16 protein-coding genes are annotated in these 26,498 nt (G+C 60.0%); 6 read left to right on the forward strand and 10 right to left on the reverse strand.

Translation table 11 applies throughout. The features are described from left to right. Nucleotides 1–66 precede the first annotated feature (66 nt). Together H6650_01575 and H6650_01580 are read right to left on the reverse strand one after the other, a co-directional pair. On the reverse strand, nucleotides 67–1,017 hold the full coding sequence (locus tag H6650_01575; protein MCB8950682.1) for an NAD-dependent epimerase/dehydratase family protein: 951 nt from the start codon (nucleotides 1,015–1,017) through the stop codon (nucleotides 67–69). A 393-nt stretch (nucleotides 1,018–1,410) separates the two neighbouring features. Beyond that, nucleotides 1,411–7,437 (reverse strand): Ig-like domain-containing protein, encoded by a 6,027-nt coding sequence (locus tag H6650_01580; GenBank protein ID MCB8950683.1) that lies wholly within the window; start codon nucleotides 7,435–7,437, stop codon nucleotides 1,411–1,413. Nucleotides 7,438–7,898: 461 nt separating this feature from the next. Between H6650_01580 and H6650_01585 the strand changes: the two genes are divergently transcribed. Then, nucleotides 7,899–9,395, forward strand: a complete 1,497-nt coding sequence (locus tag H6650_01585; protein ID MCB8950684.1) for a bifunctional metallophosphatase/5'-nucleotidase — start codon at nucleotides 7,899–7,901, stop codon at nucleotides 9,393–9,395. A 120-nt stretch (nucleotides 9,396–9,515) separates the two neighbouring features. Further along, nucleotides 9,516–9,968: a LysM peptidoglycan-binding domain-containing protein gene (locus H6650_01590; protein MCB8950685.1), complete on the forward strand. Its 453-nt coding sequence runs from the start codon at nucleotides 9,516–9,518 to the stop codon at nucleotides 9,966–9,968. 10 nt (nucleotides 9,969–9,978) lie between these two features. Here the strand turns inward: H6650_01590 and H6650_01595 are convergent, their stop codons facing one another. From H6650_01595 to H6650_01615, 5 genes are all read right to left on the reverse strand, one after another. Beyond that, nucleotides 9,979–11,247, reverse strand: a complete 1,269-nt coding sequence (locus tag H6650_01595) for an ATP-binding protein (GenBank protein ID MCB8950686.1) — start codon at nucleotides 11,245–11,247, stop codon at nucleotides 9,979–9,981. 79 nt (nucleotides 11,248–11,326) lie between these two features. Further along, nucleotides 11,327–12,034, reverse strand: a complete 708-nt coding sequence (locus H6650_01600; GenBank protein MCB8950687.1) for a DnaD domain protein — start codon at nucleotides 12,032–12,034, stop codon at nucleotides 11,327–11,329. 35 nt (nucleotides 12,035–12,069) lie between these two features. Beyond that, nucleotides 12,070–13,842: a replicative DNA helicase gene (gene dnaB / locus H6650_01605; GenBank protein MCB8950688.1), complete on the reverse strand. Its 1,773-nt coding sequence runs from the start codon at nucleotides 13,840–13,842 to the stop codon at nucleotides 12,070–12,072. A 406-nt stretch (nucleotides 13,843–14,248) separates the two neighbouring features. Next, on the reverse strand, nucleotides 14,249–14,752 hold the full coding sequence (locus tag H6650_01610; GenBank protein ID MCB8950689.1) for a bifunctional nuclease family protein: 504 nt from the start codon (nucleotides 14,750–14,752) through the stop codon (nucleotides 14,249–14,251). 229 nt (nucleotides 14,753–14,981) lie between these two features. Beyond that, nucleotides 14,982–16,703: a hypothetical protein gene (locus H6650_01615; protein ID MCB8950690.1), complete on the reverse strand. Its 1,722-nt coding sequence runs from the start codon at nucleotides 16,701–16,703 to the stop codon at nucleotides 14,982–14,984. Between the two features lie 747 nt (nucleotides 16,704–17,450). Between H6650_01615 and H6650_01620 the strand changes: the two genes are divergently transcribed. The 4 genes from H6650_01620 to H6650_01635 all read left to right on the forward strand — a co-directional run bounded on the left by H6650_01620 (nucleotide 17,451) and on the right by H6650_01635 (nucleotide 21,565). Continuing rightward, nucleotides 17,451–18,650 carry a hypothetical protein gene (locus H6650_01620; protein ID MCB8950691.1) on the forward strand — a complete coding sequence of 400 codons (1,200 nt, stop codon included), beginning with the start codon at nucleotides 17,451–17,453 and terminating at the stop codon, nucleotides 18,648–18,650. A 146-nt stretch (nucleotides 18,651–18,796) separates the two neighbouring features. Continuing rightward, on the forward strand, nucleotides 18,797–20,038 hold the full coding sequence (gene icd, locus H6650_01625) for an isocitrate dehydrogenase (NADP(+)) (GenBank protein ID MCB8950692.1): 1,242 nt from the start codon (nucleotides 18,797–18,799) through the stop codon (nucleotides 20,036–20,038). Between the two features lie 63 nt (nucleotides 20,039–20,101). Then, nucleotides 20,102–20,896, forward strand: coding sequence for a bifunctional hydroxymethylpyrimidine kinase/phosphomethylpyrimidine kinase (gene thiD / locus H6650_01630; protein ID MCB8950693.1), 795 nt, complete (start codon nucleotides 20,102–20,104; stop codon nucleotides 20,894–20,896). Nucleotides 20,897–21,028: 132 nt separating this feature from the next. Next, nucleotides 21,029–21,565: a hypothetical protein gene (locus tag H6650_01635; protein ID MCB8950694.1), complete on the forward strand. Its 537-nt coding sequence runs from the start codon at nucleotides 21,029–21,031 to the stop codon at nucleotides 21,563–21,565. 298 nt (nucleotides 21,566–21,863) lie between these two features. Here the strand turns inward: H6650_01635 and H6650_01640 are convergent, their stop codons facing one another. From H6650_01640 to H6650_01650, 3 genes are all read right to left on the reverse strand, one after another. Next, nucleotides 21,864–23,654 carry a S9 family peptidase gene (locus tag H6650_01640; protein ID MCB8950695.1) on the reverse strand — a complete coding sequence of 597 codons (1,791 nt, stop codon included), beginning with the start codon at nucleotides 23,652–23,654 and terminating at the stop codon, nucleotides 21,864–21,866. 106 nt (nucleotides 23,655–23,760) lie between these two features. Further along, complete coding sequence (locus H6650_01645; protein MCB8950696.1) at nucleotides 23,761–24,126, reverse strand: HIT domain-containing protein; 366 nt, start codon at nucleotides 24,124–24,126, stop codon at nucleotides 23,761–23,763. 70 nt (nucleotides 24,127–24,196) lie between these two features. Continuing rightward, complete coding sequence (locus H6650_01650) at nucleotides 24,197–26,440, reverse strand: right-handed parallel beta-helix repeat-containing protein (protein ID MCB8950697.1); 2,244 nt, start codon at nucleotides 26,438–26,440, stop codon at nucleotides 24,197–24,199. Between the last annotated feature and the right edge of the window lie 58 nt (nucleotides 26,441–26,498).

Below are 26,498 nucleotides of genomic sequence, written 5' to 3' on the forward strand. Positions count from 1 at the left end.
GCGACTTCAAGCCCAAAAAGGGGTGTGGCAAAACGCCACACCCCTTTTTTTGCGCGCCGCGCCGCGTCAGGCGGCGTGGTGCGTTTTGTACCAGGACAATGTCTGCGCCAGGGCCGCATCGTGCGGTGTGGCGTGGTCCCCAAATGCGCGCGCAAACTTGCCGTGGTCCACCACAAATGGGTGTTCAAACTCATACATCATCTCGACTGATTCGCGCGCGGCCATGACGAACAATCCGCCGATACGCATCATCAGTTTGCTCATGCCGCTCATTTGCGGCGTGTGCCCCACCTGCTGGAAAGCCATGGTCAGCAGCGCCCGCGTGGTCAACGGGGGCGGATTGGGGACGTGCCACGCCTGACCCAGCGCTTCCTCGCGCTCCCCCAAAACAACCAGCGCCTTGCCGAAGTCGTCAATGTAGGTGTAGGTGTGGAGCAGGTCCAGATTGCCCACGGCGCTGGCCTTTTTGCCCTGCAATATGGGTACGAAGACGCGATCCCCCAGGGCGGAATTAAGCACGCCGGGACCATAGAAATCGGAGCCGCGGGCGCTGGCGGCGCGAACGTGGCCGCGTTGGTGCGCTTCCAGGAGCTGCTCCGCCATGCGCGCGCGCACCTGGCCTTTGCGTGTGTGGGCGCGGAAGGGCAGGTCTTCGGTGATGGGGCCGTCCACCAGGCCGTACATGTACAGGTTTTCGGCGACGATGAGACGGGCATCGTTGGCGGCGGCTGCTTCCAGGATGCTGGTTTGTAGCGGCGGGAACTTTTCCGGCCACTGGTGGTAGGCGGGTTGGGCGCACTGGTAAACGACGGCGGCGCCTTGGGTGACGGCCCGTGCCTGTTCCTGGTTGTAGGCATCGGCGGCGGTGAGTTCGATTTGTGCCGGCATTTCCGCCCCCCTCCTTCCGCTCCGATTCACCATCCGCACCCGCTTGCCCCGCCGATGCAGCTCCCGCATCACCGCCAACCCCAGCGGTCCCGTGCCAAAAATAACGTGTAACGCCTCATTGTTGCTCATTCTTTACACTCGCAGTCTGGTGGCGCGACGTACATCGCGCCTGATTTATTAACAACACGCAGGCATGAAGCTATACCCTGACACGGTGTCAGAGTCAAGAGGAAAAATGTAATTTGGGCGAATAGGGGCAACTTTGCCCGCCCCCCGTCCCGGAAGCTATTTTCATGCGAAGGAGTGACGATGAAAAAAAGTAGTAACTATTCACGTCTCCGAGAGATTGGACCAATTTTCTCTGGTGACAATGGTCATTGAGCGCGTGACATCGGTCCAATCTCCCGAGAGCGTTGGTAGTTGCGTTTTTAGACGGTCATGAAGGGCACATCCGTCAATTTCAACCTTCTTGACGGATGCGCCCTTGTTCGCCGCAAAAGCCGGGAACCGTGCCGGGCGATTCTAGCGCGGCGTGACCACGAACAGCGAACCCGCGCCGCGACCGGATACTTCCGGGAAGTAGAACTCCTGCGCCGTCGGCGGGATCACGCGGTATTCTCCCGGCGTCGCCGCCCGCACCAGGTACACGTACTCATACGTGCCCCGTGGCAGGTAGCTGGCCGACAACACCACCTTCTCGTCTCGCAACTCGACATGGTCGAAGTACCACCAGCCCCAACCGGACGATTGCAGCGTGCGCCAATCGAAGGCGGTCGCATCGTACAATTCCGGCTGATCGACTTGCTGGCTGGTCTTCAACGATGTGTCTATCGCTTCCACGCCTGCCGGCAGCGGATCCTCAATCAACACATAGTGCAAATCATTGGGGGCCACAATCGTCAGCCGCACCAGGAACGTCTCGCCCTGCGCCATCTGCGTCACCGGCGTTTCCCGATCGGCGGGATCGAAGTATTCGCGGGAGACGATGATGCCCTGGTCCAGCGGCAAAACCTGCTCCACCGGCAGCGATAGTTTCATGTGCGCCGTGTAGTACAGATTCCCCGCTCCCTCGTCGCGGGCAATTGCCAGCCGGTTCAACTCATCCTGGAACAACTGCGACACATCCACTTGCAGCTTCAGCGTCTCCCGCAGCGTCGCCGCCGTCGCCGCGCCGCTGCCCAGTAACTTCCCATTCAAAGCCACCTCGTAGCGGAAATCCGCTTGCAGTTCGCCGGAAGCGACCATCCAATCGGTGAGCGCCATCAGCGTCCACGCCGTTTCCTGCGTGCTGCTCCAGCGACCATCCACGCGATGCGCCATTAACCAGCGCACGGCGTTCGCCGTCAACGGGTTGGTGGGGTCCAATTTCGCCATGGTGTCCAGCACAATCGCCGTCGTGCGTGTGTCCGAGTTCCAATTCCAGTAATCCCGCTCCTCTTCCTGCCAGTTCGCGCCCGTGGCGGAGAGGATCGCCGCGCTGATAAAGTCCGAGCGCAGCGTCTCCAGGCGGGGGTCGCCCGCGTCGCGTAGAGCAATCGCCTGCGCCAGATAAGCGCGTGCATACAGGTCCAGCGTCTCCCGCCGCTCATAAAGCTGGTCAATCTCGCCACGAAATTCGTCCGCGCGCGCCAGCACGTATACCAGGAATGCCTGGCGATTGTATTTGAAGCGCCCGCTGAGGATGTCCACACTCACCATGTGGTTCTTCAAGTAGCTGACGCCGCGATTCAGTACGGCGGGGGTGACCGTGTAGCCGCTGGTTTGGGCTTCAATCAGGGCCAGGACCACGTAGGCGGAAACGAGCGTGTTGCTATTGGAGCCATCCCACCAGGGCCAGCCGCCATCAGACAACTGCCGCGCATACAATCGCTGCAAGCCGATGCTTACTTGCGCGTCCAGGTTGGCCTGCAAGTTGGGGTCGCTGATGTTGGCCGCCTGCAAGGCGCGATTCGTGAGGACATTGGGCAGGAAGCGGGAGACGACCTGCTCCGTGCATTCATACGGATAATGCTCCAGGTAGGTGAGTCCGTCCGTCATGGCGGCGGCCAGGGAGGGCGCGACCTCTACCGTTACCTGCCCTTCCGTCACGGTGAAGTCGGGGAAGATGGGCAGCGCCAGCGATTCTACGGCCACGCCGCTTTCCAGCAATTGGCCCGACGTGCCCACCGTTTCCGCCACTTCGTACTTGTAGACGGGAATACCCTGCCCGTCCAGCGTGCCCAGCGTGGGGCGGGTAGCGTCGGCCAGGTCGCCGGCGCGGGCGGTGAAGACCAGGTCTACGCGCGCCACGTCGTTGACGACCACGTTCCAGGTGACGTAGCTTTGCTGGTGGGCGGGAATCGTCACGTTTTGCGTGGCGCTGCTGTTTAGCGTCACGCCCTCGGCGTCCAGGGTGACGGCGGCATCGAGAGCGGCGTCGGTGTTGTTGTGGACCACGGCCCCCAGTTGGGCGCTATCGCCGCGGATGAAGAAGCGGGGCGTCGTCGGGTCCACCAGCAGCGGGCGCGTGGTGACGATGTCCGCGGTCGTCTCGCCCACGAGGGTCTCTTTGGTGATGGCGCGGGCGTCCATGCGCCAGGTGGTGAGGTTGTCGGGCAGGGTGATGGAGACGGTGGCTTCACCGTCTGGTCCGGTCTGCAACTGTCCTTGCCAGTAGGCGGTGTCGGGGAAGTTCTGGCGAATGGTGAGGACGCCAAAGCCGTCGCCGCCGCCACCGCCGCCCTTGATCTGGCTTTCTAGCTCCTGATTGAAGGCATCTACGATGCGCGTGAGCAGGAGGGCCGTGTTCACGCTGAGCCAACGGGTGGAGTAGAAGTAGTCGAGGATGGGGGGATCGGTACGGTCCGCCAGGGAGAGGGCGGCCAGGTCGGCCAGCGCCAGCGATACTTCCGCGTCTACGGGTTGCCCCTGGTAGTCGGTGACGCGCACGGTGAAGTTAACGGTGTCGCCCGGCCCCAGCGTGTCCTGGTCGGGTGTGACTTCGACGTGCAAATCCTGTTCCTCGCGGTCTACGGTGAACTGGGTCATGCTCACTTTGAAGTCCGGGGCGGGGTTGGTGTCGTCCACGCCTTTGATGACGACGACGGTGACGAAGACGTTGGGGGCCATGTCGCCGGTGATGGGGAGGCGGTAGATGGTGCTGTTGCCGGTGAGGCGGAGGACTTCGTGCCGCTTGATGTGCCCGCGTTCGACGGTGACGAGGGCGCTGGCTTCGCCCTGGAAGGGGGAGGCGATGAGGATTTCGGCGGTGTCGCCGGGGAGGTAGCTGTTCGCGTCGGTGATCAGGTCGAAGCTGTGGTCGTTTACGCGCCGCCAGGAAACGTATTCGTCGCCGGCGACCCAGGCATAGGTGGAGGCGATGGCCGGGTTGCCCTGGCTGTCGCGGGCGGTGACGGTGGCGCGGTAGACGCCGCCTTTTTCGGGGATGAAGGTGGCCTGGGCGCGCCCGTCGGCGTCGGCGATGAGGTCGGGGAAACTGGCGGCGGGGATGTCTTCGACGCTGGTGCGCCAGATGGTGTCGCCTTGTTCGTTTTCTTCCTGGACGCTGTACCAGCGGCGTTCGACGATGTCGATGGCGAGGGTTTGGCCGGGGACGGCCACGCCGTCCCAATCGACGGCGATGGCTGCGAAGGTCATTTCTTTGCCTGCTTCGCCGACGGTGCTGGTGGCGCGGATGCCGGCATACACCAATCCCCCATGTACCACAACAGACGTACGCCCGCTGACGGCATTGCCGGCAATATCCTCCACCGTCGCCTCAATCGTAAACGAGCGGCTTCCCTGCTCATCCCCCAATGCCGCCGGGATTTGCGCCACGAAGCGACCCGTGCTATCCGTCTGCCCCGTACCGCTGGCGATCACCTCCTGTGGCCGGTAATAATAGTCGTAGAAATACCCCGTGTCCCGTTCATCATTCACAAAACTGAAGCGGCTCAGGTTCCCGCCGGGCTGGAAGACGTAATCCGACGACAGCACCGCCCAACTGACGTTCCCATCGACCACGCTGCCGCCGGAGAAGAACTGCGCGTCTACCGTGACGCCGATGTTCGACCCCGCCAGCACCTCCGGCGCGTCGCTGCTCACCAGCACCTGGAACGTTGGCTTACGGTACTCGGCCACATTGAAGTAACCGCCACCAATGTACCGGTCCCCCGCCGTGACATTGATGCCATAACCGCCCAGCACCGCCTCCTTGTCCAGCGTGAATCGGCCGGCAAAACTGCCAAAGGCGGACAACGGCATGTCCTCGTCAAAGACATTGCCATTATAGTTGCTGATGTTCACGTGGACCGTTTCATACGGCGGCAGGCTGTAGTCCAGATCGTCATTCAGGCGCACCACGCCCTTGAATGACACCACCTGGTCCGGGCGGTAGAGCGGGCGATCCGTATAGACATAGGCCGTTGGTTCGTTGGGACGCAGGTAATAATCCGTGTAGATGCCGAAATCATACGGGTTGACCCCTTCCCACCAGTTGCTGATCGCCACGCCAAATACATTCGCGGTGTCCGTGAAGGCATAATACCAGTCGCCGTAGTCGGTACTCAAGTCGAGATCGTCCCGATAAGCCAGCCCGGAGGCGTCTGTTTCGGCACGGAAGACCTGCTTGAAGTTGCGATCATAGAGAACGACGGGGACATTGGGCAGGGGTTGCCCGCTGTTCAGGTCCGTGACCCAGACCATCGCTTCCGTGGCCGTTGTTTTCAGCGTGAGGTTGGCCGTGCCCATAATGACGGTCTGTGTTTGTAGATGGGCCAGATCATGGCGCACCTGCGGCGAATCCAGGGTGAGGAAATAAAGACCCGGTGGCAGCGGCGCGCCATCAGCGGTCGTCATGTCAAAACGTTGATAGCCCCGTTCGTTCAGATCGGCGGAGATGGACTGCGACCGTTGCCAGACGATGGCGTCCGCCGTCGGCGTGAAGTTAAGGCTGATGATGCTGCCGCTGGTCAGGTTGCCAAACTGGGAGGGCGTGATGCGATAGAGGGCGACGTCCACCTGGCTGACGTTGCGGAAAGTGACCCAGGCGGCGGTGGAGCCACCTGGACGATAGAGGGCCAGATTATCTGGGAAACCAAAGTTGGCCGAAGGGTCGTAGGCCGCCGTGGTAAAGGTGAAGGTTTGCTCCGTGGTGATTTCATTGCCATAGGGGTCGCGCATTCCGGGCAGCACGCGCATGGTGTAGGTGGTGGAGGGGGCCAGACCATAGAACCGCAAACTGTTATCCCAGCGGTCGTACTGCCCGTTGGGATCTCCGGCAATTTCCGGGGTGAAGATGACCTTGCCCGCCAGGCTCTTGCGCTCCATGGGGGCGGCAAAGGTGAGCGCGGCGATACTGGAGAATTGCCGCTGCGTTTGTCCATCGCGCGGGTCCGTGGAGTGAATGGCTGGGGCGGGGACCGTGGTGGCGCGCCAGGTAAATCCCGCGCGCAGTCGCCCGCCATAGGAGGAGAGGGCAGTATCGCTGAGGGTGAGGGTGTAGCGGGTATCCAGCGCCAGTAGTTGGGTGGGAGTGAAGGTGACGGTGGTGAAGGCATCGTCCCAATCGAAGACGAAGGGCGTAGATGTGCCCGCGCTGTCCGCGAGATTGATGGCGGCTTCGGTGCTGGCGGGATCCATGGGTTGGGTGAAGACGATCTGGAAGTCTTGATCCAGGGGGAGGTCAACGTAGTCGTTATTGGGGCCGGTGGTCAGATGGGGGAGGGCGAAGTAGTCGTAGGTGGGGGCGGTGACGGTGAAGGTGAAGTCGTAGTCGGCGGGAAGTTGTGCGCCGGTGGCGCTGATGGCGTTGATCACATCCGCCTCCACCACCACTTCATACTGTTCACGACCAATCAACGGTCCATCAGGGCGGAAGACAAAAACGGACGTGTTCACCCACTGCCCGCTGCCTGCCATCTCCGGTGTGATGCGCAGGGGGTTGGGCAGATTGGGTTGCTCTTCCGCGATGCGCAGCGGCACAACCGGGCGATTGAAGAGGACCGTGATCACGGAGTCAATCGCCACATCTTGCGCATCCGGGGCCGGCGAGACCTGGCTCACGGCCAGGTCGCCAATCGTGTCGAAATCCAGCGTTAGCCCTTCCAGCAGCGTGTCCCCGGCGGTGCTTTTGGCGCGGTCGGAGAGGATGATGCGGTAGCGGACATTGGGTTTGAGCCGCTGCACGGGTTGGAAGCGCAGCACGCGCGCGCCGGGCCAACTGACTTCGCCGTCTACCAGCGTGCCGGTGTCATCGACGACGGAAAGGGCGGCAATGGTGGCGCTCTGGTCCATTGGCTGGTCGAAGTATAGTTCAAAAAAGCCGTCGAGCGAGGCTTCCGCTCCCGGCGGCGGGTTTTGGCCGATGACGGTGGGGGCGATGGCTGATTCGCCGGGCGGGATCAGGCCGGGCGTGGGGGAGACGGGGGGCGTGGTGGGGGTTGCCGGCATTACCGTTACCGTTATCGTCGGCGTGGGCGTAGGAAGTGGCTCCTCACGTTTGCGACAACCTACCACCAGAATCAATGCGCCAATCAACAGGAACATGACGAAAGAACGGTCGCGGGACATAAGGTTGCTCCATTTGCAAAACGCACCGGGGAAGGTGCGTCAAGGACTCCAGGGAAATTGCTGGACATGAATACTATACACGAAAACAGGGGTTTTACTCAATGCCTTGCCTACGAGAAGAGACGCAAACGAGCCATGATCCGCGACGGTGGTTCAAGTACAATTGAGCGCGAATCACGAAGGAGGCTTCATGCGCCGCGGCTGAGACCATCTTCCCGGAAGCTGTTACCCAGGGCCATCATCCGTGGCGAAGCTTCCGGGAAGATCATTTTCGAAGGAGGAATTTTGGCGGGTGGCGCTTCTGACCACTTTTCACTATCCACCGACCACTATTCTTACATGAGTTCCCCACGAACGGGGTTCACCACTACGAATGAAAATGATGTGCTGTCGTAGCCCGATTTTCCAAATCGGGCGGGCGATTTGGAAAATCGCCCTACATTTCCACGGGAGGTCTGACAATGCGCGGGAAATGGGTTTGTCTGGGTGTCCTCTGTCTGCTGCTGGCGGGCTGTGACGGTGCGCCGCCGGTCGCGCCTGCTACAACTGTGGTTGAGAGCGTCGCGCCGGTCGCGCAGAGCGATGTCCGCGAGATAACCATTTTGTACACCAACGACGAGCATGGCTGGATGGAAGGGATGGAGCCGGGGGAAGGGGCGGCCAATCTGCTTACGCTGTGGCAGGAGCAGGAAGGGTATATGCCCGATGGCCCTTTTCTCGTCCTCAGCGGCGGTGATATGTGGACGGGACCGGCCATCTCCACCTGGTTCCAGGGGGCCAGCATGGCGGAAGTGATGGATGCCATGCCTTATGCCGCCGCCGCCGTGGGCAACCATGAGTTTGATTTTGGCCTGGAGGCGTTGCGAAAACGGGCCGAGGCGTCGCGGTACCCCTTCCTCAGCGCCAACATGCGCGACAAAAGCACGGGCCAGACGCCCACCGACCTGGGCATTCAGCCGTTTACGTTGGTGACGGTGAACGGCATTCGTGTGGGCATCATTGGCCTGACGACGACCAGCACCCCGGTGACGACCAATCCCGTCAATGTGAGCCGCTTTACGTTTGAGGATTATGAGCCAACGCTGCGCGCGGTTGTGCCCCAGGCGCGGGCGGCGGGCGCGGAGATGATCGTTGTGCCGGCACATATCTGTCAGGATGAGATGGAATCACTCGCCCGCCGCGTGGGAGACCTGGGCATCGCCATGATCGGCGGTGGGCATTGCAACGAGCTATTTGCCAAAGAGATCAACGGTATTGTGCTGCTGGAGGGCGGGTATCACCTGACCGGTTATGCCCGGGCCACCTTCCAGTTTGACACGGCCACGGATGAAGTGGTCAGCAGCACATTTGGCGTGGGCCGGAATCGCGGCGCGGCGGCGGAGCCAACGGTGCAGGCCATCGTTGCCCAATGGCGGGAGGAAGCGGACGCGGAACTGAACCAGACGATTGGCTACAGCGTCAACGGTATCGCCCGCCGCGGTACGCTGATGGAATCGCTGATCACGGAGACGTGGCTGTGGGGTTATCCGACGGCGGATGTGGCTTTTACTAATCGCGGCGGCATCCGTGCCGGCATTTCGCCGGGCGATCTGACGCTGGCGGACATCATCGGCGTGTTGCCGTTTGATAATGTGCTGGTGGACTTGCAGTTGAGCGGCAGCCAGATCATGCAGCTTTTGTCGCGGAGCCAGTTGGCGTTTGGCGGCCTGCGGCGGCAGGGGACCGGCTGGGTGGTGGCGAAAACGGGGGAGCGGCTGGACCCGGCGGCGACGTACAGCGTCCTGGTGACGGATTTTTTGTATGCGGGTGGGGATGGGCTGACGATGCTGGCGCAGTTTGACCCGGATGGGTACAACACGGCGATTGATTGGCGACAGCCGATTATTGATTGGGTGATGGCGCAGGACTCGACGAGTGCGCGGCCGATTGACGAGGCGGTGGTTGAGTTGGGTCAGTAGTCCGTTGCGGGGATTGCCGGCATTCTTACCCCTATGCTACACTTCTCCCATTCCTGGTTGCCCGCAAGAATTGCAGGAATTCTCACGAATTATTGCCCATGGATTAGTATGGAGTGACAAATGGACAGCAGTCATGACGGTAAGGGTAGGGATGTCCTCAAGTTTGCGGTGTTGGCCGTGATCATGGTGGGGGCTATTTTGGTGGTTTCGTGGGTGCGACCGCTGGTTTTTGGGCGGATTGTGCCGGCAATTGTCGGAGATTTTCTCACGCCCATGCCCGCTACAAATGTAGAACTGCCGGCTCCCCCGGCGGAAGAACCGCCTATCGTGCCCACGGAGGAACTACCCGACGCGCCGGGAGCCAATACCCCCACCCTGGAGGCAGAGACTGTGGAGCAAGATGCCGGCATTCCCACCCCCACCCCACTTATTCACATCATCCAACGCGGCGAAAACCTGATCACCATCGCCGCCCAATACAACGTCACCGTGGACGCCATTCTGCAACTAAACGGCCTCGCCAACCCCAACCAGATCGTCGCCGGCGACCCCCTCCTCATCCCCGAACCCTGAGCAGAGGCTTTTATTTACGCCTGGCACGGGAGGGGGCCTTCGGTTTGGCGCCGCCGCGAAAGCTGGGCACTTCCAGCACAAAAAACGTACAGCGGCTGCCGTCCAACATCCGCGTCGCCAGCCGTGGGTCAATTTCATCAATGGGCGTGGCCGTCGTGATCACCGTAGGCAGGCGGGCGTTGTAGCGATAGTTGAACAACTGGTACAGCTTTTCCCGCGCCCACGCCGTGGCGCTTTCCGTCCCCAGATCATCCAAAACCAATAAGGGCGCTTTCTTCACCTCGTCGAACCGCTGGTCGTAGCGTACGCCGCTGGCGGGATTGAAGGAGGCGCGCAGGTGGTCCAGCAAATCGGGCACGAGAACGAACAAGACCGCTTCGCCGCCGCGCGCCGCGTGGTTGGCGATGGCCGCCGCCAGGTGCGTCTTGCCGTTGCCATACCCTACGCTGTTGAACACCAGCCAATCGCGCGGATTTTCGGCGAAAGTGCGCGCTGTTTCCAGGGCGCGCCGCAAATTTTCCGACTGGGCGCGCGGCAGTTCGTTTTCGCGCAGGCTGAAGTTGTCCAGCGTCTTGTCCATGTGCAGATTCAGCGTGGAGAGGTCGGATTGGTCCTGAGCCACCCCGGCGCGGCGGAAGTCGGGGGCGGCAATGTGTACGATTTGCGTCAGGCTGGGGTCAACCATGCGGGACTGGATGCGAATTTCGATGGATTCCAGCTCCTCGTTGGTGGTGATCACGGTGGGGAGGCGCATGTTGTAGCGGTGGTTGAAAATCTGGTACAGTTTTTCTTGTGCCCATTCCGTGTTGCTCTGCGTGCCCAGGTCGTCCAGGACAAGGAGCGAGGCGTTGCGCACTTGCTCGAACCGTTCGTCGTAGGTGGTTTCCGCGTGTGGGCTGTAGGCGGCGCGCAGGTGATCGAGCAGGTCGGGGGTGTTGATGAACAGGACGGGATGTCCCAGGTTGAGCCGGTGGTTGGCGATGGCGGCGGCCAGGTGGGTTTTGCCGCAGCCATAGCCGCCTTTGAGGACGAGCCAGCCGTTCGGGGCCTGGGCGTAGGTCTGGCAGGCGTCGAAGGCGAGTTTGAGGTTGCGTTGTTTGATGGGGGTGAGGCCGTGTCCGGTGGCCAGGAAGGTGTCGAAGGTGCATTCGGCCAGGGGGCCTAACTGGCTCAGTTTGAGCATTTTTTCGTGCCGCTCTGTTTCGACGAGAGAATGCCGGCATTCACACGGCACAGCGCGACCAAAACCGGGATGCGTTGGCGGCACATTCGGCATCATAAAACCCATGCCCCCGCACAACGGACAGTCAGCGCGCCCGCCTGTTGGACGTTCGAAGTTCTTTGATGCCGGCATCTCTTTACCGTTTGATGATGTCTTTGAATTCATCGGGGATTTGCTGTCGTAAGCTTTGCGCAGAATCTCGGCGGCTGATTCCATCATGTTTCCCTTCCTGACGCCATCTTTCCAGAATGCTCAAAACGTATCGCCACTTGCGCACATTGTTCTCCACCGCCAGTTGAATCGCCTCCTCAAACCAGGCGGGCGGATACGTTTGCTCCGCGTCGCGCAGTTCATCGGCAATCAGCGGCGTCAGCGGACCGATGTTTTGCTCATAGAGGACGAAAATGTTGGGGCGTTCCACCAACAGGGTGATGGGACTCTCGTCATCCGTTCCGGGCCGCCACTCGCCGCGCGTGATGCCCTCAACCGCGCTGCGCCCCTTTTCCGTGTTCAGGAAATAGAGGTCTATCTGCCCATCCGCCCCCTCAATGCTCACGTGCAGAAATGTGCCGCGGGCAATGGCGCGTTCGATACCGTCCATGAGTGTTTGCGCCGCCGTCGTCGGGTTGGCGCCTAATCCCGACAGCAGCACCGAATCGCTCAGGAAGTCCGTCAGGCGCAGATAGCGGACCTTGCCTTCCTTTTGCGATAGCGCCCAAAAAGCGTACAATGTTACCTTCAGCTCCGCCAGATTATCAATAATCGGCAGCAGGTCGCTGAAAAAGAGGTTGGGCACAACTGTCAATCGCAGTTTGCCGTCAGGGAATCCGGGGAAGCCTTTCATGTCTTGTCCGTATGCGGCGCGGTATATGGCGCCAGCTACAGATTTAGTTCCTGGCGCTGCAAGTTGCGGAACGTCGCCAGCTTATTGTGCCAGTATAAGTCAATCGTGGCTGTGGGGCCATTGCGGTGCTTGGCGATGTTGATTTCCGCGATGTTGGGGCGTTCCGTGGTGTCGGGATTGTAGTATTCGTCCCGATAGATAAACATGACGATGTCCGCGTCCTGCTCAATGCTGTTATGAACAACAATGTCGTTTGCCACGAAGTTGTGATTGCCGGGTACGGTCAGGTCGAATACTTCTTCCGTGCCGGCAAAAACGATGTCCGAGATTTTGTCCCAGTACACGTCGCTGTCCGCCAGACGGGATAGCTCCGCGCTTGGCAGGGCTATGTGATCTCCGGGCGTTAATTCATCCAATCGTTTCCACCCCGAAATCGTCAGAAAACGATGATTCGCGGTTGCTTTGAGCGTCCGCCCTAATTGGGTTGTCAGGCGGAAAGTGTCTTTGACGCCTGTGGCAAAGCTGCGGCTGACCTGGGACTTTTCCAGCTTCCAGGTCATGGTATTTAGCGACCATACCCAATAGCCATGCTTCCCTTCAAGTTCACGCATGGGTATGCGCGCGCCAGTATCCGCCATGGTAATCAACGTGTCACCAGTTAAGCAGCCAGAGTCACGTAGATCGGAGAGGACGGGGTGCTTATCCTGGCGTTGTTCCACGGCGCGGCTTAACTGAGCGGCAGCCAGCACGGGCACATCCAGTTCACGCGCCAGGTTTTTTAAGCCACGCGAGATGTCGCTGATCTCCTGTACGCGGTTATTCGAGAAGCGATCCGACTGCATCAATTGCAAATAATCGATCAGAATCAAATCCAGCCCGTGTTCAGCGTAGAGACGGCGGCACTTGGTGCGAAGTTGCGCCGGCGTAACGCCGGGGGTGTCGTCAATGAAGATACTGGTTTCGGAAAGGCGGCCTACAGCCTCGAAGAAGATGGGCCACTCCTGATCGTGCAGATCGCCGCGCCGCAGTCGCTGCGAGTCAATGCGCGTCTCCGCGGCGATCATGCGCTGCACTAACTGCTCGGCGCTCATTTCCATGCTGAAGATAGCCACGCGCCGCGCATAACGCATGCCCGCGGCCAGGGCAATGCTCAGTTGCAGCGCGGTCTTGCCCATGCCTGGGCGTGCGGCCACGATAATCAGGTCGGAGCGGTTGAGGCCGCTGAGAATGCGGTCCAGGTCGGTGAAGCCGGTGGGGATACCGATCATGTCCTGGCCCAATTCCGAGAGGGCTTGAATGCGGTCCAGGTATTGGCGGGCAACTTCGCGCACGGACACGAGGTCGCGGGTCGTGCGCTCCTCGGTAACGGCGAAAAGCGTCTGCTCCGCGCGGTCGATGACGATCTCAATGTCTTCGGCTTCGTCGTAAGCCAGGTTGGCAATGCTGCCCGCCGCCTTGATCAGCTTGCGGCGCATGGCGGCGGCTTCCACCAGGCGGCCATAGCTTTCCGCGTTGACCGACGTGGGGACGGTGTTGATGAGACTGATGAGGTAGGCTTCCCCGCCCATCTCCGTGAGTTGGCCGTTTTTGCTCAGCCGCTCCGTCAGCGTGACCAGGTCAACGGGTTCGCGCTTTTCATACAGGCTGACGATGGCCTCATAGATCCACTTGTTTTGCTCGCGGTAAAAAGAGTCCGGCCTGAGGAAGGCGGCAACATCGTGAATGGCGTCTGGATCGATGAGGAGCGAACCCAGGACGGCTTCTTCGGCGTCTATGCTCTGCGGGGGCAATCTTTCGATTGTTTCCATAAAGATTCACAAGAGAAGTGGGCTGCCATTGATGGCAGTTCCCAGAATGACATTTCCCAGATGGTGGTGAGGGTGAATGATGGCCACGGCGGGCAATGTCGTAACTGCTAACCCTTTCGGGGGCTGAGTTTGTCGAAGCTCGTGTCAGCCCCGCGTTGCCTGCGCCAGGCGCAGGCAACAGGTTTGTAGTCACGCGACGTCAGGGTTATGGCTGTGGAGAATACAAAACGTGAAACGCAAGAGAGCCTCGCGTTCCACGTTTGGGCTGACGACCTGAGGTAACAGGCAAGGACGCATCCAGAAAGAAATCATGGAGTCGTTGGATGCGTTGGAGGTGACCTGCTAACCCGCAAAATGGCAGATTGTCTTTAGATGGTCACCAAGTGGATGGCTGATAGTGATGGCGTTATTCGTCGAAGTCGTCGAAGTCCAGAGTGTCCACGAAATCCATGAAGGCATCCAGTGTGTCTTCACCGGATTGGGTTGGTTCTTCTTTGGCGCTGACGTCGGGTTCGGGTAGCACGCCTACCTCGTCCAGGACGGATTCGCCGACGAAGATGGGTACTTTGGCGCGCACCGCCAGGGCGATGGCGTCGGAGGGACGGCAGTCGACCTCCATTTGTTCCCCTTTTACGTCCAGAACCAGGCGGGCGTAGAACACCTGATTGCGCAGCTCGCTGACCAGGATGTGTGAAATTCTGCCGTGGAGTTGCTCAATGACGCTCTTGAGGAGATCGTGGGTCATGGGACGGGAGATTTCCGTGTCTTGCAGTTCGATGGTAATGGCGTCAGCCTCGCACGGGCCGATCCAGATCGGCAATTGGCGTTGCCCATCGACTTCGCGCAACATGACGATGCGATGCTGAGAGATTAAGCTTATCCGAATACTATCAATTTCGACCTCAATCATTGAGAAATCTCTCCTCTCTACGTAGTTTTGGCAGCAAGCTGAAGGGTCAGGCCGTATGAGAGCCAGGAGGGGATATCAAGTGACGGTGTGCCTGGCTGCCAAATGCAAGCAAGGGCATTGTAGCATAAATCAGGAAATGGTTCACCTTTGTAGGGGCAATTTTAACGGGATTCCGTGGGTGGGAGACGCGCGTGATTGGCGGCGTTGTTGGTGCGTGCGGCGCAGCGGGTTATTGGGCAAAGGACCAGACGCTGTTGTTGAGGGTGAGGAGGATTTGTCGCAGGTGGATGGTGTCTTGTAGGCTGGCCTGGACGATGGCCCGACTACCGCGCAGGTCGATCTGTTGGGCTGTGTAGCCGCGGGCGTGGAGGGTGCGGACGATGTTGCGGTAGTTGTTGGCGAGGGGATCGAGGAAGTCCCCGTTGTAGTCGAGGACCCGTTCGACGCTGTCCAGGATGACGTTGGCGCGGTTGTAATTGCCGGCACGCAAGGCCTCATCCGCCGCCCCCAACATGGTTTCCAGCGTCACGTTAACCTCCTCTTCTGGGTGACGTGTCAGGTCGGCGGTGATGCCGCGTTCCTCCGCCTGCTGCGGTGCGGGCAGCCAGGCGGTGAGGAAGTATGCCGTGGGGTCGTAGACGGATTGATAGCGGCGCATGGTGTCGAAATAGCGGATGGTGGTTGCCAGATCGGTGACGATCTCGCGCTGTGGGCGTAGACGACCGAGGTAGGCAAGCCATTCGACTTCTAGCTGCGCCAGGGTGGTGCCGAAATGGGCCTGCAACTGCATATCTACGGCGTCGGCCTGGGTGGGGGCGATGTCGGCGCTGACGCTGGCGTAGAAGGCGCGCACGTCGGGCCAGCCGTACTGGTTGACGAGGTAGCTGATGAATCCGGCGGCTTCGAGGTAGCCGATTTCGTGTTGATGGGGGTAGAAGTCGTTGATGAGTTGCGCGAGGGGGACGTAGCGGTCAAGTTCGACGAGGGCGGCGGTGCGTTCGTCGAGTGGTTCGGTTTTGTAGTGGCCGCCGGTGGCCCAGACGGCGACGCCTTCGGCAAGGAAGGTGATGCGTTTGGGGGCGAACTGGCTGTCGATGGCGTGGACGGCTTCGTGTACCAGGACTTCGCGCAGGCCCGTGCCGGCATAATCCCGGTCCAGATAGGAGACGACCAATGTTGGTCCCGCCGAGTAGCCCCCTTGCCCGATGACGCGGTCGACGAGGTACACGTTGAGGCGGTTGTTTGGCTGCTCTTCCAGGCGGCTGGCGGCCTGGGCTACGGCCTCGTCGGTGAGGGTGAGCAGGTCGTTCAGGTCCCGTTCGGCGGCGGTGCCGCTGACGACGTGCACACGGCAGCAGTTGTTTTCTCTTACTATCCAGGCGGCGTTGGCGACAGATGCCGGCATCTCCGTCGTCGTCGCTACTTGCAGAAAATGGGTCGCCTGATTATTGCCGGCATCCTCATCTCCCACCCGAATTACATCTTGCGGGTCCAGCGTCACCGTCACCGTGTACGTGCCCGCCACATCCGGCGCCGTCCACACCCAGGGGAACAGCCCCACGCCATCGCCGCCCAGATTGCTACCGTTCAGGCGGTCCTGCACGACCAACTGCTCATTCACAAAAATGCTCACCCCCACGTCCCGCGGCGCAATCAGGTCCGGCACATGCGCCAGCACCTCAAACGTCACCCGCTCCCCGCCGTAGACGGGAGCCACGGGATAAATTAAGATGCCGCCGGCGGAAAGGGAGAGATCGGGCTGAGGCCCGGGCGCGGATGTGGGGGGAGGGGTGGGCGTGGCTGTGGGATTGGTCGTTGGGGCTGCTGTTGTGCTGGCCGTTGCCGTGGGAATGCCGGCAGAAGATGTTGCCGTCGATGGGCTAACCGTACCGCAGCCGGCAAGCAACAATGCCCAAAAAATGAGAAAAGGGGGAAAAATTCCGCGTTTCATGGATAAACTATTATGTCAAAGGGTTGTCATCTCCGCAGTGGGCCGGTTGACACTCTCGCAGTAAACCAGGATGTACCTGTGTTGTAAGCGGGCGGCGAATTAAACCGGAATTTGCGACATTGAGATCTTGTTGTCAGCTATTCATTTGACGGGACGGCATTAGGTTGCCTGTCCGTGTCCGTCACCTGAAATGTGGCCTTGTAAAACGTCGTCCAGAACACGCTTCGCGGCTGGTGAACAAGCACACACCTTCATTGTATAAAAACGAAGTGAAGAGTCGCCAACGTTTTCCAGGCGAAACGCCCGCGACATCAGCACGTAGCTGCCGCTCATCGTTCCCTTTGATTATTATAGACCAGCTTGATGGGCGTTGATGGTTCCCCGCCCACTTGTCTGTTTACCTTTCACCAAGTATTCATGACGCGCTGCTTCCCAAGATTGGTTCACTCTTGAGTTCACTGAAAAAACCGGGTTTTTCGATTTTCCGGCCGAAATTACCAGAGTGGTTCATGTGTAAAAACCCGGTTTTTGGCCTTTTTCTTGGAGAATGAACCAATCTGTGGAGGGGCGGCGTATTGCACTCTTGTTACGGTTCCATGCATCCGCATTCATGAATTTGACGCATGCCTATCCGCTTAAAGTTGCCATCATCAAGACAAGGGTGCTACTATTAAGCATTGTTCCCGTCCTTATTGCTCCCTCAGCTTGCCCTGTACAGCAGGGCAGCATCTCCGAGCTAGCAACCTGATGCCCGATCTGAACGTCCCCCCCGATCAGCCGCGCACTATCGAATGTGTTTGTTGTAATGAGAAATTCACAATAGATACGACAAGCATCTTTGTTGTTGGTGAACGCCCCACGACGCTATGCCCTCGCTGTGATACCGACAATCGCGTTTGGCTACAACTGCGCTACAAACACAGAGTGCACTTGCTGCCGTTAACCCCGTGGCAGGTGATTCTGTACAATGTTGCAGACTGGCTGGATTCCTTCCGATCCGCTGTGTTCGGGGTGGGGATGGTTGTGGTAATGGGCGCGCTGGCTGCTCTAATGGGCTTTCTCGCTGGCTTGGGCTCTGGCGCTACGTTGCTGCTGTTTGCCGGCATTCTATTCAGCAACCTGGCTATCATGACGCTGGTGACGAATCGCTGGCCAGAAATCCGCAAACAGCAATTCATTAGCCGGTATGTCGGGGCGAAGAAGGGTGATGCCTCGTTCAAGGGTATGGGGCCGACAATAGGCTTGCTTTCCTTCTCACTGGTTGTTGTCATCCCGATGATGGTGATCATTGGACCTCGCGCATTGGCTCAAGTACAAGGCATGGTTTTCCCGGCGTCCCCTCCGCCTCAAGAACAGACTGTACAAACACTGCTCGGAGTCTACCAGGAGATTCGTGATAGTTTGTCCACGGAGGTCTTGGAGGCGCAAAAGGACATTTGGGAGACACTGGATCAGGGCTTCGCGGCCCTCCGTGAACGTACGCCAGATGAGCCGGAGCCTGAGCCAGAGTCGCCTCCAGAGGTGGCGTCCTTTTCCACGAGATTGTTCGCCACGTTATGGTTTGCCGGCATGTTGCCGACGCTGGTTGTGACCATTCTTGTGGCGTATAGCGCCGTCAAGAGTCATGTTGACAAGATAAATGTGCGCCTTTCGCCGCCTGTTTTTGCGAATGTGCCGTTGATGATGCGGTTAATTCAGAAGGAATTGCTGCAGGCGATAGGAGAAGACCGGCAGCATGTTTTAGAGGCTATCCAGTGGCGAGATGTAAAGCGTAATGAGTCGGGAGGGTTGCGGATGGTGGGGGTTTATGCGCCGCCGGCGGATGAGGTGCGAAACAACTCGTTGGCGGAAGATAACGCCATTGCCCATCAGTATATCGTGTCCACGAATTTGTGGGGGCGCATTGAGGTGTTTGAGGTGAAAAACATGCGCGTGTCTTACTATTGAGTGTGTGGCTGCGCCGGGATGCCGGCAAAGCCAATTTGCATTAAAATCAGGAGCCGTGCCGCCGCAAGGCGGTATTTTCAGGTATCAATCTGACTGCGGTAGAATCCCCCGCATTTCAGTTACCATTCCACTCGAGGAGAAATAATATGGCGTATTCACACATCGTCGTTCCCAACGGCGAAAAAATCACGTATACCGACGGCAAGCTGCACGTTCCTGACAATCCTATCCTGGCCTTCATCGAAGGAGACGGAATTGGCGTAGACATTACGCCCGCTTCCATTCGCGTCTGGGATGCGGCGGTGGCGAAAGCGTATGGCAGCCGGCGTAAGATCGCCTGGATGGAAATTTACGCCGGCGAAAAGGCCGCCAACCTGTATGCCGGCAACTACATGCCCGAAGAAACCTTCGCGGCCATGCGGGAGTTCGCCGTGGGCATCAAAGGCCCGTTGACGACACCCATCGGCGGCGGCTTCCGTAGCCTGAACGTGACGCTGCGGCAAGTGCTGGACCTGTATGCGTGCGTGCGCCCGGTGCGCTACATTCCGGGCACGCCCAGCCCCATGCGCGAACCGGAGAAAATGAACATCGTTATTTTCCGTGAGAACACGGAAGATGTTTATTCGGGTGTTGAATGGATGGCGGAATCGGACGAGGCAAAGGCAATTATTCAGTTCATGAATGAGAAGCTGGGCAAGCATGTGCGCATGGATGCGGCCATTGGCATCAAGCCGGTGACGGCCTTTGGCACGAAGCGGCTGGTGCGCCAGGCGGTGCAGTACGCGGTAGACCATCACCGCGGTAGCGTGACGCTGGTGCATAAGGGCAATATCATGAAGTTTACGGAGGGGGCGTTTAAGAACTGGGGGTATGAGTTGGCGCAAGATGAGTTCGGCGACGTGACGATCACGGAAGATGAGTTGTGGTCGGCGTATGATGGTAAAGTGCCTGCCGGCAAAATCGTGATCAAAGACCGTATCGCCGACAACATGCTGCAACAACTCCTCACGCGCACCAATGAGTACGACGTGATCGCCACGCTGAATCTGAACGGCGACTACATGAGCGACGCCGCCGCGGCACAGGTGGGCGGCCTGGGTATGGCTCCCGGTGGGAACATTGGCGATGGCGTGGCTTTGTTTGAAGCGACGCATGGCACGGCTCCGAAATATGCCGGCAAAGACATGGTCAACCCCGGCAGTCTCATCCTCAGCGGGGCCATGATGCTCGAATACATGGGCTGGCAGGAAGCCGCCGACCTCGTTATTGACGGTATGACCAAAGCCATCCAGGCCAGGACCGTTACCTACGACCTGCATCGCCAGATGGAAGGGGCCACGAAGGTGAGTACGTCTGGCTTCGCCGACGCCATCATCAGCCATATGTAAAATCCATGGCCAGATTGGTCCAATCTTTGGGATTGGACCAATCTTCGCCCCTTTGCGGTAACCATGTCCTCATCCTACCCGTTGAGGCTCCTGACTATTGGCGGCTCGGACAGCGGCGGCGCTGCCGGCATTCAAGCCGACCTCAAAACCTTCACCGCCCTGCACGCCTACGGCATGAGCGCCCTCACCGTCGTCACCGCGCAAGACAGCGAACGCATCGCCGCCGCCCACTTCCTCCCGCCTGCGCTCGTCGCCGCCCAGATAGAGAGTGTCCTCGGCGACTACGGCGCCGACGCCATCAAAACAGGCTTCATCGGTCAAGCCGACCTGGTGCAAACCATCGCCGCCGCCCTTGCCCCGTACGCCCACATCCCCCTGCTGGTCGATCCGGTGTTAGTGAATCATCGCGGCGAAGCCATGTTTCCCGCCGCCGTGACCCTGGCGTACGAAATGGCCCTGTTCCCGCGCGCTGCACTGATTACGCCAAACCGGCGGGAGGCGGAACTGTTGAGCGGAATGGCGGTAAGGCATGTCGCAGAAGGGGTGGCCGCCCTTCAACACCTGCGCGCCGCCCACCCTCGCCCCTGGCTCCTCAAAAGCATCCCCGATGGCCCCCACCTCGTGGACATCCTCCACGACGGCCAGATCACCCTCTTTCGCGCCCCGCGCCAAACCACCGCCAACACCCACGGCAGCGGTGACACCCTCAGCGCCGCCATCATCAACTATCTCGCGCAAGGGCAACCGCTGCCCCAGGCCATCGCCGCCGCCCACGCCTTCACCCAACAAGCCATCCGTGCCGCCGCCCCCTGGCGGCTCACCCGCGGCCACGGCCCTTTGCTCCACTGGTCAGACTAAGTAATCGTCCAAAATTAACTTGCTGAGATTGGACCAATCTTCTTTCCGTTCCCTGCTCCCTATTTCTATCCTTGTCATATCTCCCTGTTTTTGCTAACCTTCATTCAAAACGTTCTGAACAAAAGGGAAATTATGGACCACGCATTAACTGCCGTCAACGAAAGCACCGTCGCGGGCCTCGGTCGTCTGGCTCGCTTTTTTGGGTTTGGCGAGGTGATGGGGCGGCTCTATGGCACGCTTCTGCTCAGCCCGGAGCCACTTTCATTGGACGACTTGATGGAGCGGCTGAAAATCAGCAAAGGCTCGGTGAGCATGAACATGCGCGCCCTGGAGCGGTGGGGCATGGCCAAGGAAGTGTGGGTGCGTGGGGAGCGGAAAAAGTACTACGAAGCGGAACACGATATGTGGCAGGTGATCCGCAGCGTGTTGAACGGGCGGGAGCGGCGCGAAGTGCAAACGGCGTTGCAAGTGCTGGGTGACAGCGTCGCCCGATTGCAAAAGGCGGAGTCTGGCCTCAGCCCAGAGGAAAAAGAGCTGGCCGCCTTCTACCTGGAGCGCGTAGACGACTTGCAAGCGTTCTTCCAGTTTGCCAATATGGCCCTGGAAACGATTCTTGGCTCCGGCGAATCCCTCGATTTCGACGCCGTCACCAAAATCGAAATCGGCTGAGGGTTCGTGCAAAACCAACGTTGGGTTATCCGGTAAGCAAGAACGAACCCTTCCGGTGGGCAATGCTCAAGTTGGCATGATAAGGCGCCGGGGGGCGGCGCGCAATCCTATTGCGCCAGACAAACGGTATCTTTTTCGCGGCGTTTTATCTTTATGCTGCCGGCATAAAGGGCGAGACAGGCGGGTGACAGTGTGTCGGTCGCTATCAAGATGACGCCCTGCCGGTCCCGCCTCTCCCGTCAGATGCTAGTACCTCAACAATGTGATTTTGAGGAGTTCGCATCCTCACCCCTCATTTTTAGGTTGTCGAGGTACTAGAATGCGAATTATCGGCGTCTGGGGCAAACAGGCGTCTCATGTGTGTCAACGTCATAACGGTGTCCCGTATGGCGTTGATGTTGACCACGGAGCCATGCCCCTCGTCCCGCGTGATCACCATTTCCACGGGCAGCCCGCGCGTTTTGGCCTCTTCGGCGAAGCGGATGACCGGCTCAATGGCGCAGCGGGAGTCGTTTTCGCCATGTAGAATGAGCAGTGGCGCTTTGAGTTGCGCCAGGTAGGTGATGGGGGAGCGTTCGCGGTACAGGTCCGGTTTTTCCGTGGGGCTGCCGCCGAAGAAGAATTCATCGTAGAAGCGAAAACCGGCGTCCAACAGATAATAGTCGTCCACCCAATCCGCCACGGGCACGATGCCGACGCCGCCGGCCCACTCGTCCGGCTGCGTGGTGAGGGCAAAAAGGGTGAGGAAGCCGCCATAGGAGCCGCCCGTAATCGCCGGTTTCTCGCCGCTGCCTAGCGCCTGCGCTGCATAGCGCGCCCCAAAGAGGACGTCCTGCATATCCCCTCCGCCCAGGTCGCCGATGTTCAACTCTTCAAACGTCGTGCCAAAGGAGGTGCTGCCGCGAAAATTGGGGGCGAAAACGTGGAAGCCGGCCAGCGCCAGCGCCTGGATTTGCGCCCGCCACATGTCGGAAGTGACGGAGGTGGGGCCGCCGTGGCAGTAGACGACCAATGGCGCATCCGCCTGCGCGTTACGCAGCAGCCAGCCCTGCACTTGCCGCCCATCGAAGGAGGTGAACCAGTGATTTTCCACGGGCACGTAGGAGCCCGCCTGCGTGACGGTGATCACGTCCTCCGCCGACCCGCGGCGATAGCGGCTGATGGTGTTGGGCTGGTCCAGGCGGCTGCCCGCCCAGACGGGGCCATCCTGGGTGACGGTGACTGCCCAGGCGGAGGTGGTTCCCAGCGGTTCTGACCAGACGCCGTCGCGCCAGGAAAGCTGGCGCGGTTGCAGGCGCGCATGGTGGCCAACGATGGCGACGATGGTTTCGGCGTCCAACCAGTGCATGTCTTCCACGTTGCCGGGAACGGGAATGCGTTGAAGTTCCGCGCCGTGGGCCAGGTCGCGGATGATAATTTGTTCCTGGTCTTTGTTGACGGTGGTGGTGTAGGCGAGTTGGCCGGCGCGGATGGTTACCTGGGCCTCGCGGGAGGCATCGCTTTCGCTGTGCCAGCGCGTGAGCTGCCCCGCGGCGACATCCAGGATGCCCACATCGAAGTTGGTTTTGTCCGCGCCGCGCCCGACGGAGAGCGCCGCCAGGCCCAGATCGGGGTCATAGTCAATAGAGAGGAGCCAGCGGCTACTGGTAAAAAGGGTGCGCATGTCGCCGTTCGTCTGCAGAATGCGCACGTATTGCTCCTCGTCATCACCGCCGGCGACCAGCCAGCTATCATCGGTGAGCCAGGCCAGCCAGCCAACGCGGCCAATGGGGGCGGGGGTGATCTGTTGTCGCTCGCCGCTCTCGTAGTCCAGGCGGAAGATGTTGTATTTTTCGCTGCCGCCTTCATCTTGGGCAAAGATGACCCAGGGCTGTGTGGGGTGGAGGACGGCCTCGCCATAAACGGACTCATTGCCGGGCGTGAGAAGCCGAGACTCGCCGGCGTGCCAGTGGTATAGCAAAGGCACGCCGGTTTCGTTATTACGATAGAGGAAATCGGCGCGTTCGCGTCGGCCGGAGACGCCAAACAATCGGGGGATGGCGTAGAGGTCACGGACCATCGGGTAGTCGGGGTTGTTTTCGATGTTCATGGATTTTTCCTTCGAAAATAATCTTCCCGGAAGCTCATTCACGGATGATAGCCTGGGTAACAGCTTCCGGGAAGATGTTCTCATTGCTGGTGGCGCGCCGCGGCGCTCATTCGAGGCGGGTGGGAAGGTCGCTGATCAGGTGGAAGTGGAGTTGGGGGATGTGCTGGTTGGGGCCGCCGTTGACGATGAGGCGATACCCGTGTTGTTGCAGGTCGAATTGGGCGATGAGGCTTTGCACGACGGCGAATAAATCGGCGGTGAAGTCGGCGTCGGCGGGTGTGAGGGCGGCGAGGTTGGGGATGGTCCGCTTGGGGACGAGCAGGATGTGCAGTGGGTAATTCGGTTGGGGATGGTGGAAGGCGAGCAGCGTTTCCGTTTCCCGCAGTCGTTTGAGGGGCAAGAGGTTGCTCATGTGGGCAAAAATCCAGCCAATGAAGCGGCGAGCGATGGCGGCGCGTGCCAGGGTGAGCATGTGGGTGGTGAGGAGGCGGGCGCGCCACGCATACCGCGCGGCGCGCCCGCGTTTTCGTCTGATTTGGGCCTTATCCCAGGAGTTTGAGGGCCAGGTTGAGGGTGTGCCAGTAGATGCGGTAGAGGGGCGTAGGCCATTTGCTGGTGGGCATGAGGGGCGGGAATTTGCTGGCTCCGGGTTGGTCGAAGGTGTTGCCTTTGCCGGAAACGTCCCAGAGGATGTCGGCGCCGGGGATGCCCAGGTCGGCGACCATTTTGTCGGGTTTGGCGCCGTTGTTTTCCAGGATGTTGTCGTGAATCCAGTTGTCTTCGGGAATGGGGCCAACGTCTACGGTGGCGGGGTCAAAGGCGATGGTGAGGTTGAAGACGGCGATGCCGGCACTATTGTTCCCCTGCACCGTATTTTCGAAAATCTCCGCCTGGTTTGTGCCCAGAAGGACAATGCCCGCCCCTTCGGGCACGAGCGCGGCGGTGATTTCCGGCGGGGCGAAGTTGACGTGGTTGTTGTTCTCCACCAGGTTGTCGTACACTTTTGTGTTCAGAGAGACTTTAGAGGGGAGGTTGGGGAGCAGGTCCACGAAGATGCCGGTGGCGTTGTCGTAGGTGTGGTTGCCGTAGATTTCGGCGGTGTCGGTGTTTTCGACCTCGATGCCCAGGACGTTGCCATAGGCGACATTGTTACGGACGACGACTTGCGCGCATTTGCCGGCATAAATGCCGGCATCATGCATCCCCACCGCCGTCGAATCCTCCACCAACACATTCGTGCTGCGCGTCGGATAAATCCCATACGTCCCCGTATCCTCCACATACAGATGATGCAAATGCACCCCCGTCGCGCCCTCCACCAGCACGCCATTACTCTTGTAATGTCGCACCACGAAATTCGCCATTTCAAAATTGTTGCCTGAGGCAATCACGCCATCCGCCATCTCCCCCAGGCCATCCAGTACCGGCCAATCCCCGGCCGCGTTCGCCTCGCCCAACAGCGTAAAATCGCTCAGGTCCACCACCACGCGCTCGTGGTAGACACCATACGGAACCAGCACCGTATCTCCCGGACGGGCGCGGTCCACGGCGGCCTGGATTGGCTCGCCCGTTTCCACGCGGATCGTCATCGGCGCGCGCGCCGGTTGCAAACGTTCGCCGGCGGCGTTGACCGCGTTCGCCGCCGCGACTTCCGCCCGCGCCGGATTGTCCACGGGCTGCACCACGGGCAGCCCGGAGGGGACGGCGGCGGGGATTTCGGGGCGGGTTTGTTCGTCCGTGAGTGCGTAGAGGAAGGCGATCAGGTCCGCCTTCTCCTGGTCCGTGAGGTCAAAGCCGAGGATGAACTGGTCCACGTTGCTCATACCGTGTGCCCGCCCACCGCCGTCGGCATAAAAATCGACGACTTCCTCCAGCGAGGCCAGGGAGCCGTCGTGCATGTAGGGGGCGGTGAGGGCCACGTTGCGCAGGGAGGGGACTTTGAACGCGCCCGCGGGGGCATCGGCAGCCACGCCTGTGCGCCCCGGATCGTCGCTGGGGACGCCAATGACGCGGAAGGTGTCGTTGGTGAAGGTGGGCGCGGAGTGGCATTCAAAGCAGCGGGTGGCGGCGGAGCGGAACAGGTTGAGGCCGCGGCGTTGCTGTTGAGTGAGGGAGTCAAAATTGCCGGCAGCGTACTGGTCAAATGGACTGTTGTTGCTTACCAGCGTGCGCTCGAAAGCGGCAATGGCCTGGGTGGCGTGCGCCAGCGTTACCGCCGCCTCGCCGCCGCCAAAAGCAGCGTTAAACATCGTTACATATTCGGGAATCGCCTGTAATTGCGCTTCCATATCCACCGGATCGCTGCCCATCTCATCCACATGCGTCACCGCCGTCTGTACCTGATCCTCCAACGACGCGGCGCGCCCGTCCCAAAACAGCGACTTCTGGTACACGACGTTCCACAGGCCGGGCGCATTGCGCGGCATCATCTTGCCGCTGGCCCCGGTTGGCCGCGCCTGCCCGTCGCTAAAGGCCAGATCGGGGTGGTGGCAGGTGGCGCAGGCGATGTCGTCGTTGACGGAGAGGATGGGATCAAAGAACAGCAGGCGACCCAATGCGACTTTTTCCGGGGTTGTGGCATTGTCGGCGGGGGTGTTTTCCGGCGGCCAGGCGCGTTGCAGGCCGCTGTAGGAGGGTTCCACGCTGCTGGCGCCCGCGCCGTAGTCGGCGGGGGCGACGACGGGGTCGGCGGGGATGGGTGTGAAGGCGGCGATGAGCATCAGTAGCACCACGATGCCCACTAGCAGAAGTAAAATGCGCGAAATCCATTTGAGAAGGGTTGACATGGGGGCCTCCTGGGTCAGTGGTGAATGGAGAAGTATGATGTATGATGTATGATGTATG

This window comes from Ardenticatenales bacterium (assembly GCA_020634515.1).
GTDB lineage: Bacteria > Chloroflexota > Anaerolineae > Promineifilales > Promineifilaceae > JAGVTM01.

Excerpts from the sequence above, each read along its gene's own strand:
- H6650_01610 (MCB8950689.1), bottom strand. The coding sequence starts at position 14,752 with ATGATTGAGGTCGAAATTGATAGTATTCGGATAAGCTTAATCTCTCAG.
- H6650_01585 (MCB8950684.1), top strand. The coding sequence starts at position 7,899 with ATGCGCGGGAAATGGGTTTGTCTGGGTGTCCTCTGTCTGCTGCTGGCG.
- H6650_01600 (MCB8950687.1), bottom strand. The coding sequence starts at position 12,034 with ATGAAAGGCTTCCCCGGATTCCCTGACGGCAAACTGCGATTGACAGTT.
- H6650_01580 (MCB8950683.1), bottom strand. The coding sequence starts at position 7,437 with ATGTCCCGCGACCGTTCTTTCGTCATGTTCCTGTTGATTGGCGCATTG.
- H6650_01590 (MCB8950685.1), top strand. The coding sequence starts at position 9,516 with ATGGACAGCAGTCATGACGGTAAGGGTAGGGATGTCCTCAAGTTTGCG.
- thiD (MCB8950693.1), top strand. The coding sequence starts at position 20,102 with ATGTCCTCATCCTACCCGTTGAGGCTCCTGACTATTGGCGGCTCGGAC.
- H6650_01615 (MCB8950690.1), bottom strand. The coding sequence starts at position 16,703 with ATGAAACGCGGAATTTTTCCCCCTTTTCTCATTTTTTGGGCATTGTTG.
- H6650_01595 (MCB8950686.1), bottom strand. The coding sequence starts at position 11,247 with ATGATGCCGAATGTGCCGCCAACGCATCCCGGTTTTGGTCGCGCTGTG.
- dnaB (MCB8950688.1), bottom strand. The coding sequence starts at position 13,842 with ATGGAAACAATCGAAAGATTGCCCCCGCAGAGCATAGACGCCGAAGAA.
- H6650_01575 (MCB8950682.1), bottom strand. The coding sequence starts at position 1,017 with ATGAGCAACAATGAGGCGTTACACGTTATTTTTGGCACGGGACCGCTG.
- H6650_01635 (MCB8950694.1), top strand. The coding sequence starts at position 21,029 with ATGGACCACGCATTAACTGCCGTCAACGAAAGCACCGTCGCGGGCCTC.
- H6650_01640 (MCB8950695.1), bottom strand. The coding sequence starts at position 23,654 with ATGAACATCGAAAACAACCCCGACTACCCGATGGTCCGTGACCTCTAC.
- icd (MCB8950692.1), top strand. The coding sequence starts at position 18,797 with ATGGCGTATTCACACATCGTCGTTCCCAACGGCGAAAAAATCACGTAT.
- H6650_01650 (MCB8950697.1), bottom strand. The coding sequence starts at position 26,440 with ATGTCAACCCTTCTCAAATGGATTTCGCGCATTTTACTTCTGCTAGTG.
- H6650_01620 (MCB8950691.1), top strand. The coding sequence starts at position 17,451 with ATGCCCGATCTGAACGTCCCCCCCGATCAGCCGCGCACTATCGAATGT.
- H6650_01645 (MCB8950696.1), bottom strand. The coding sequence starts at position 24,126 with ATGCTCACCCTGGCACGCGCCGCCATCGCTCGCCGCTTCATTGGCTGG.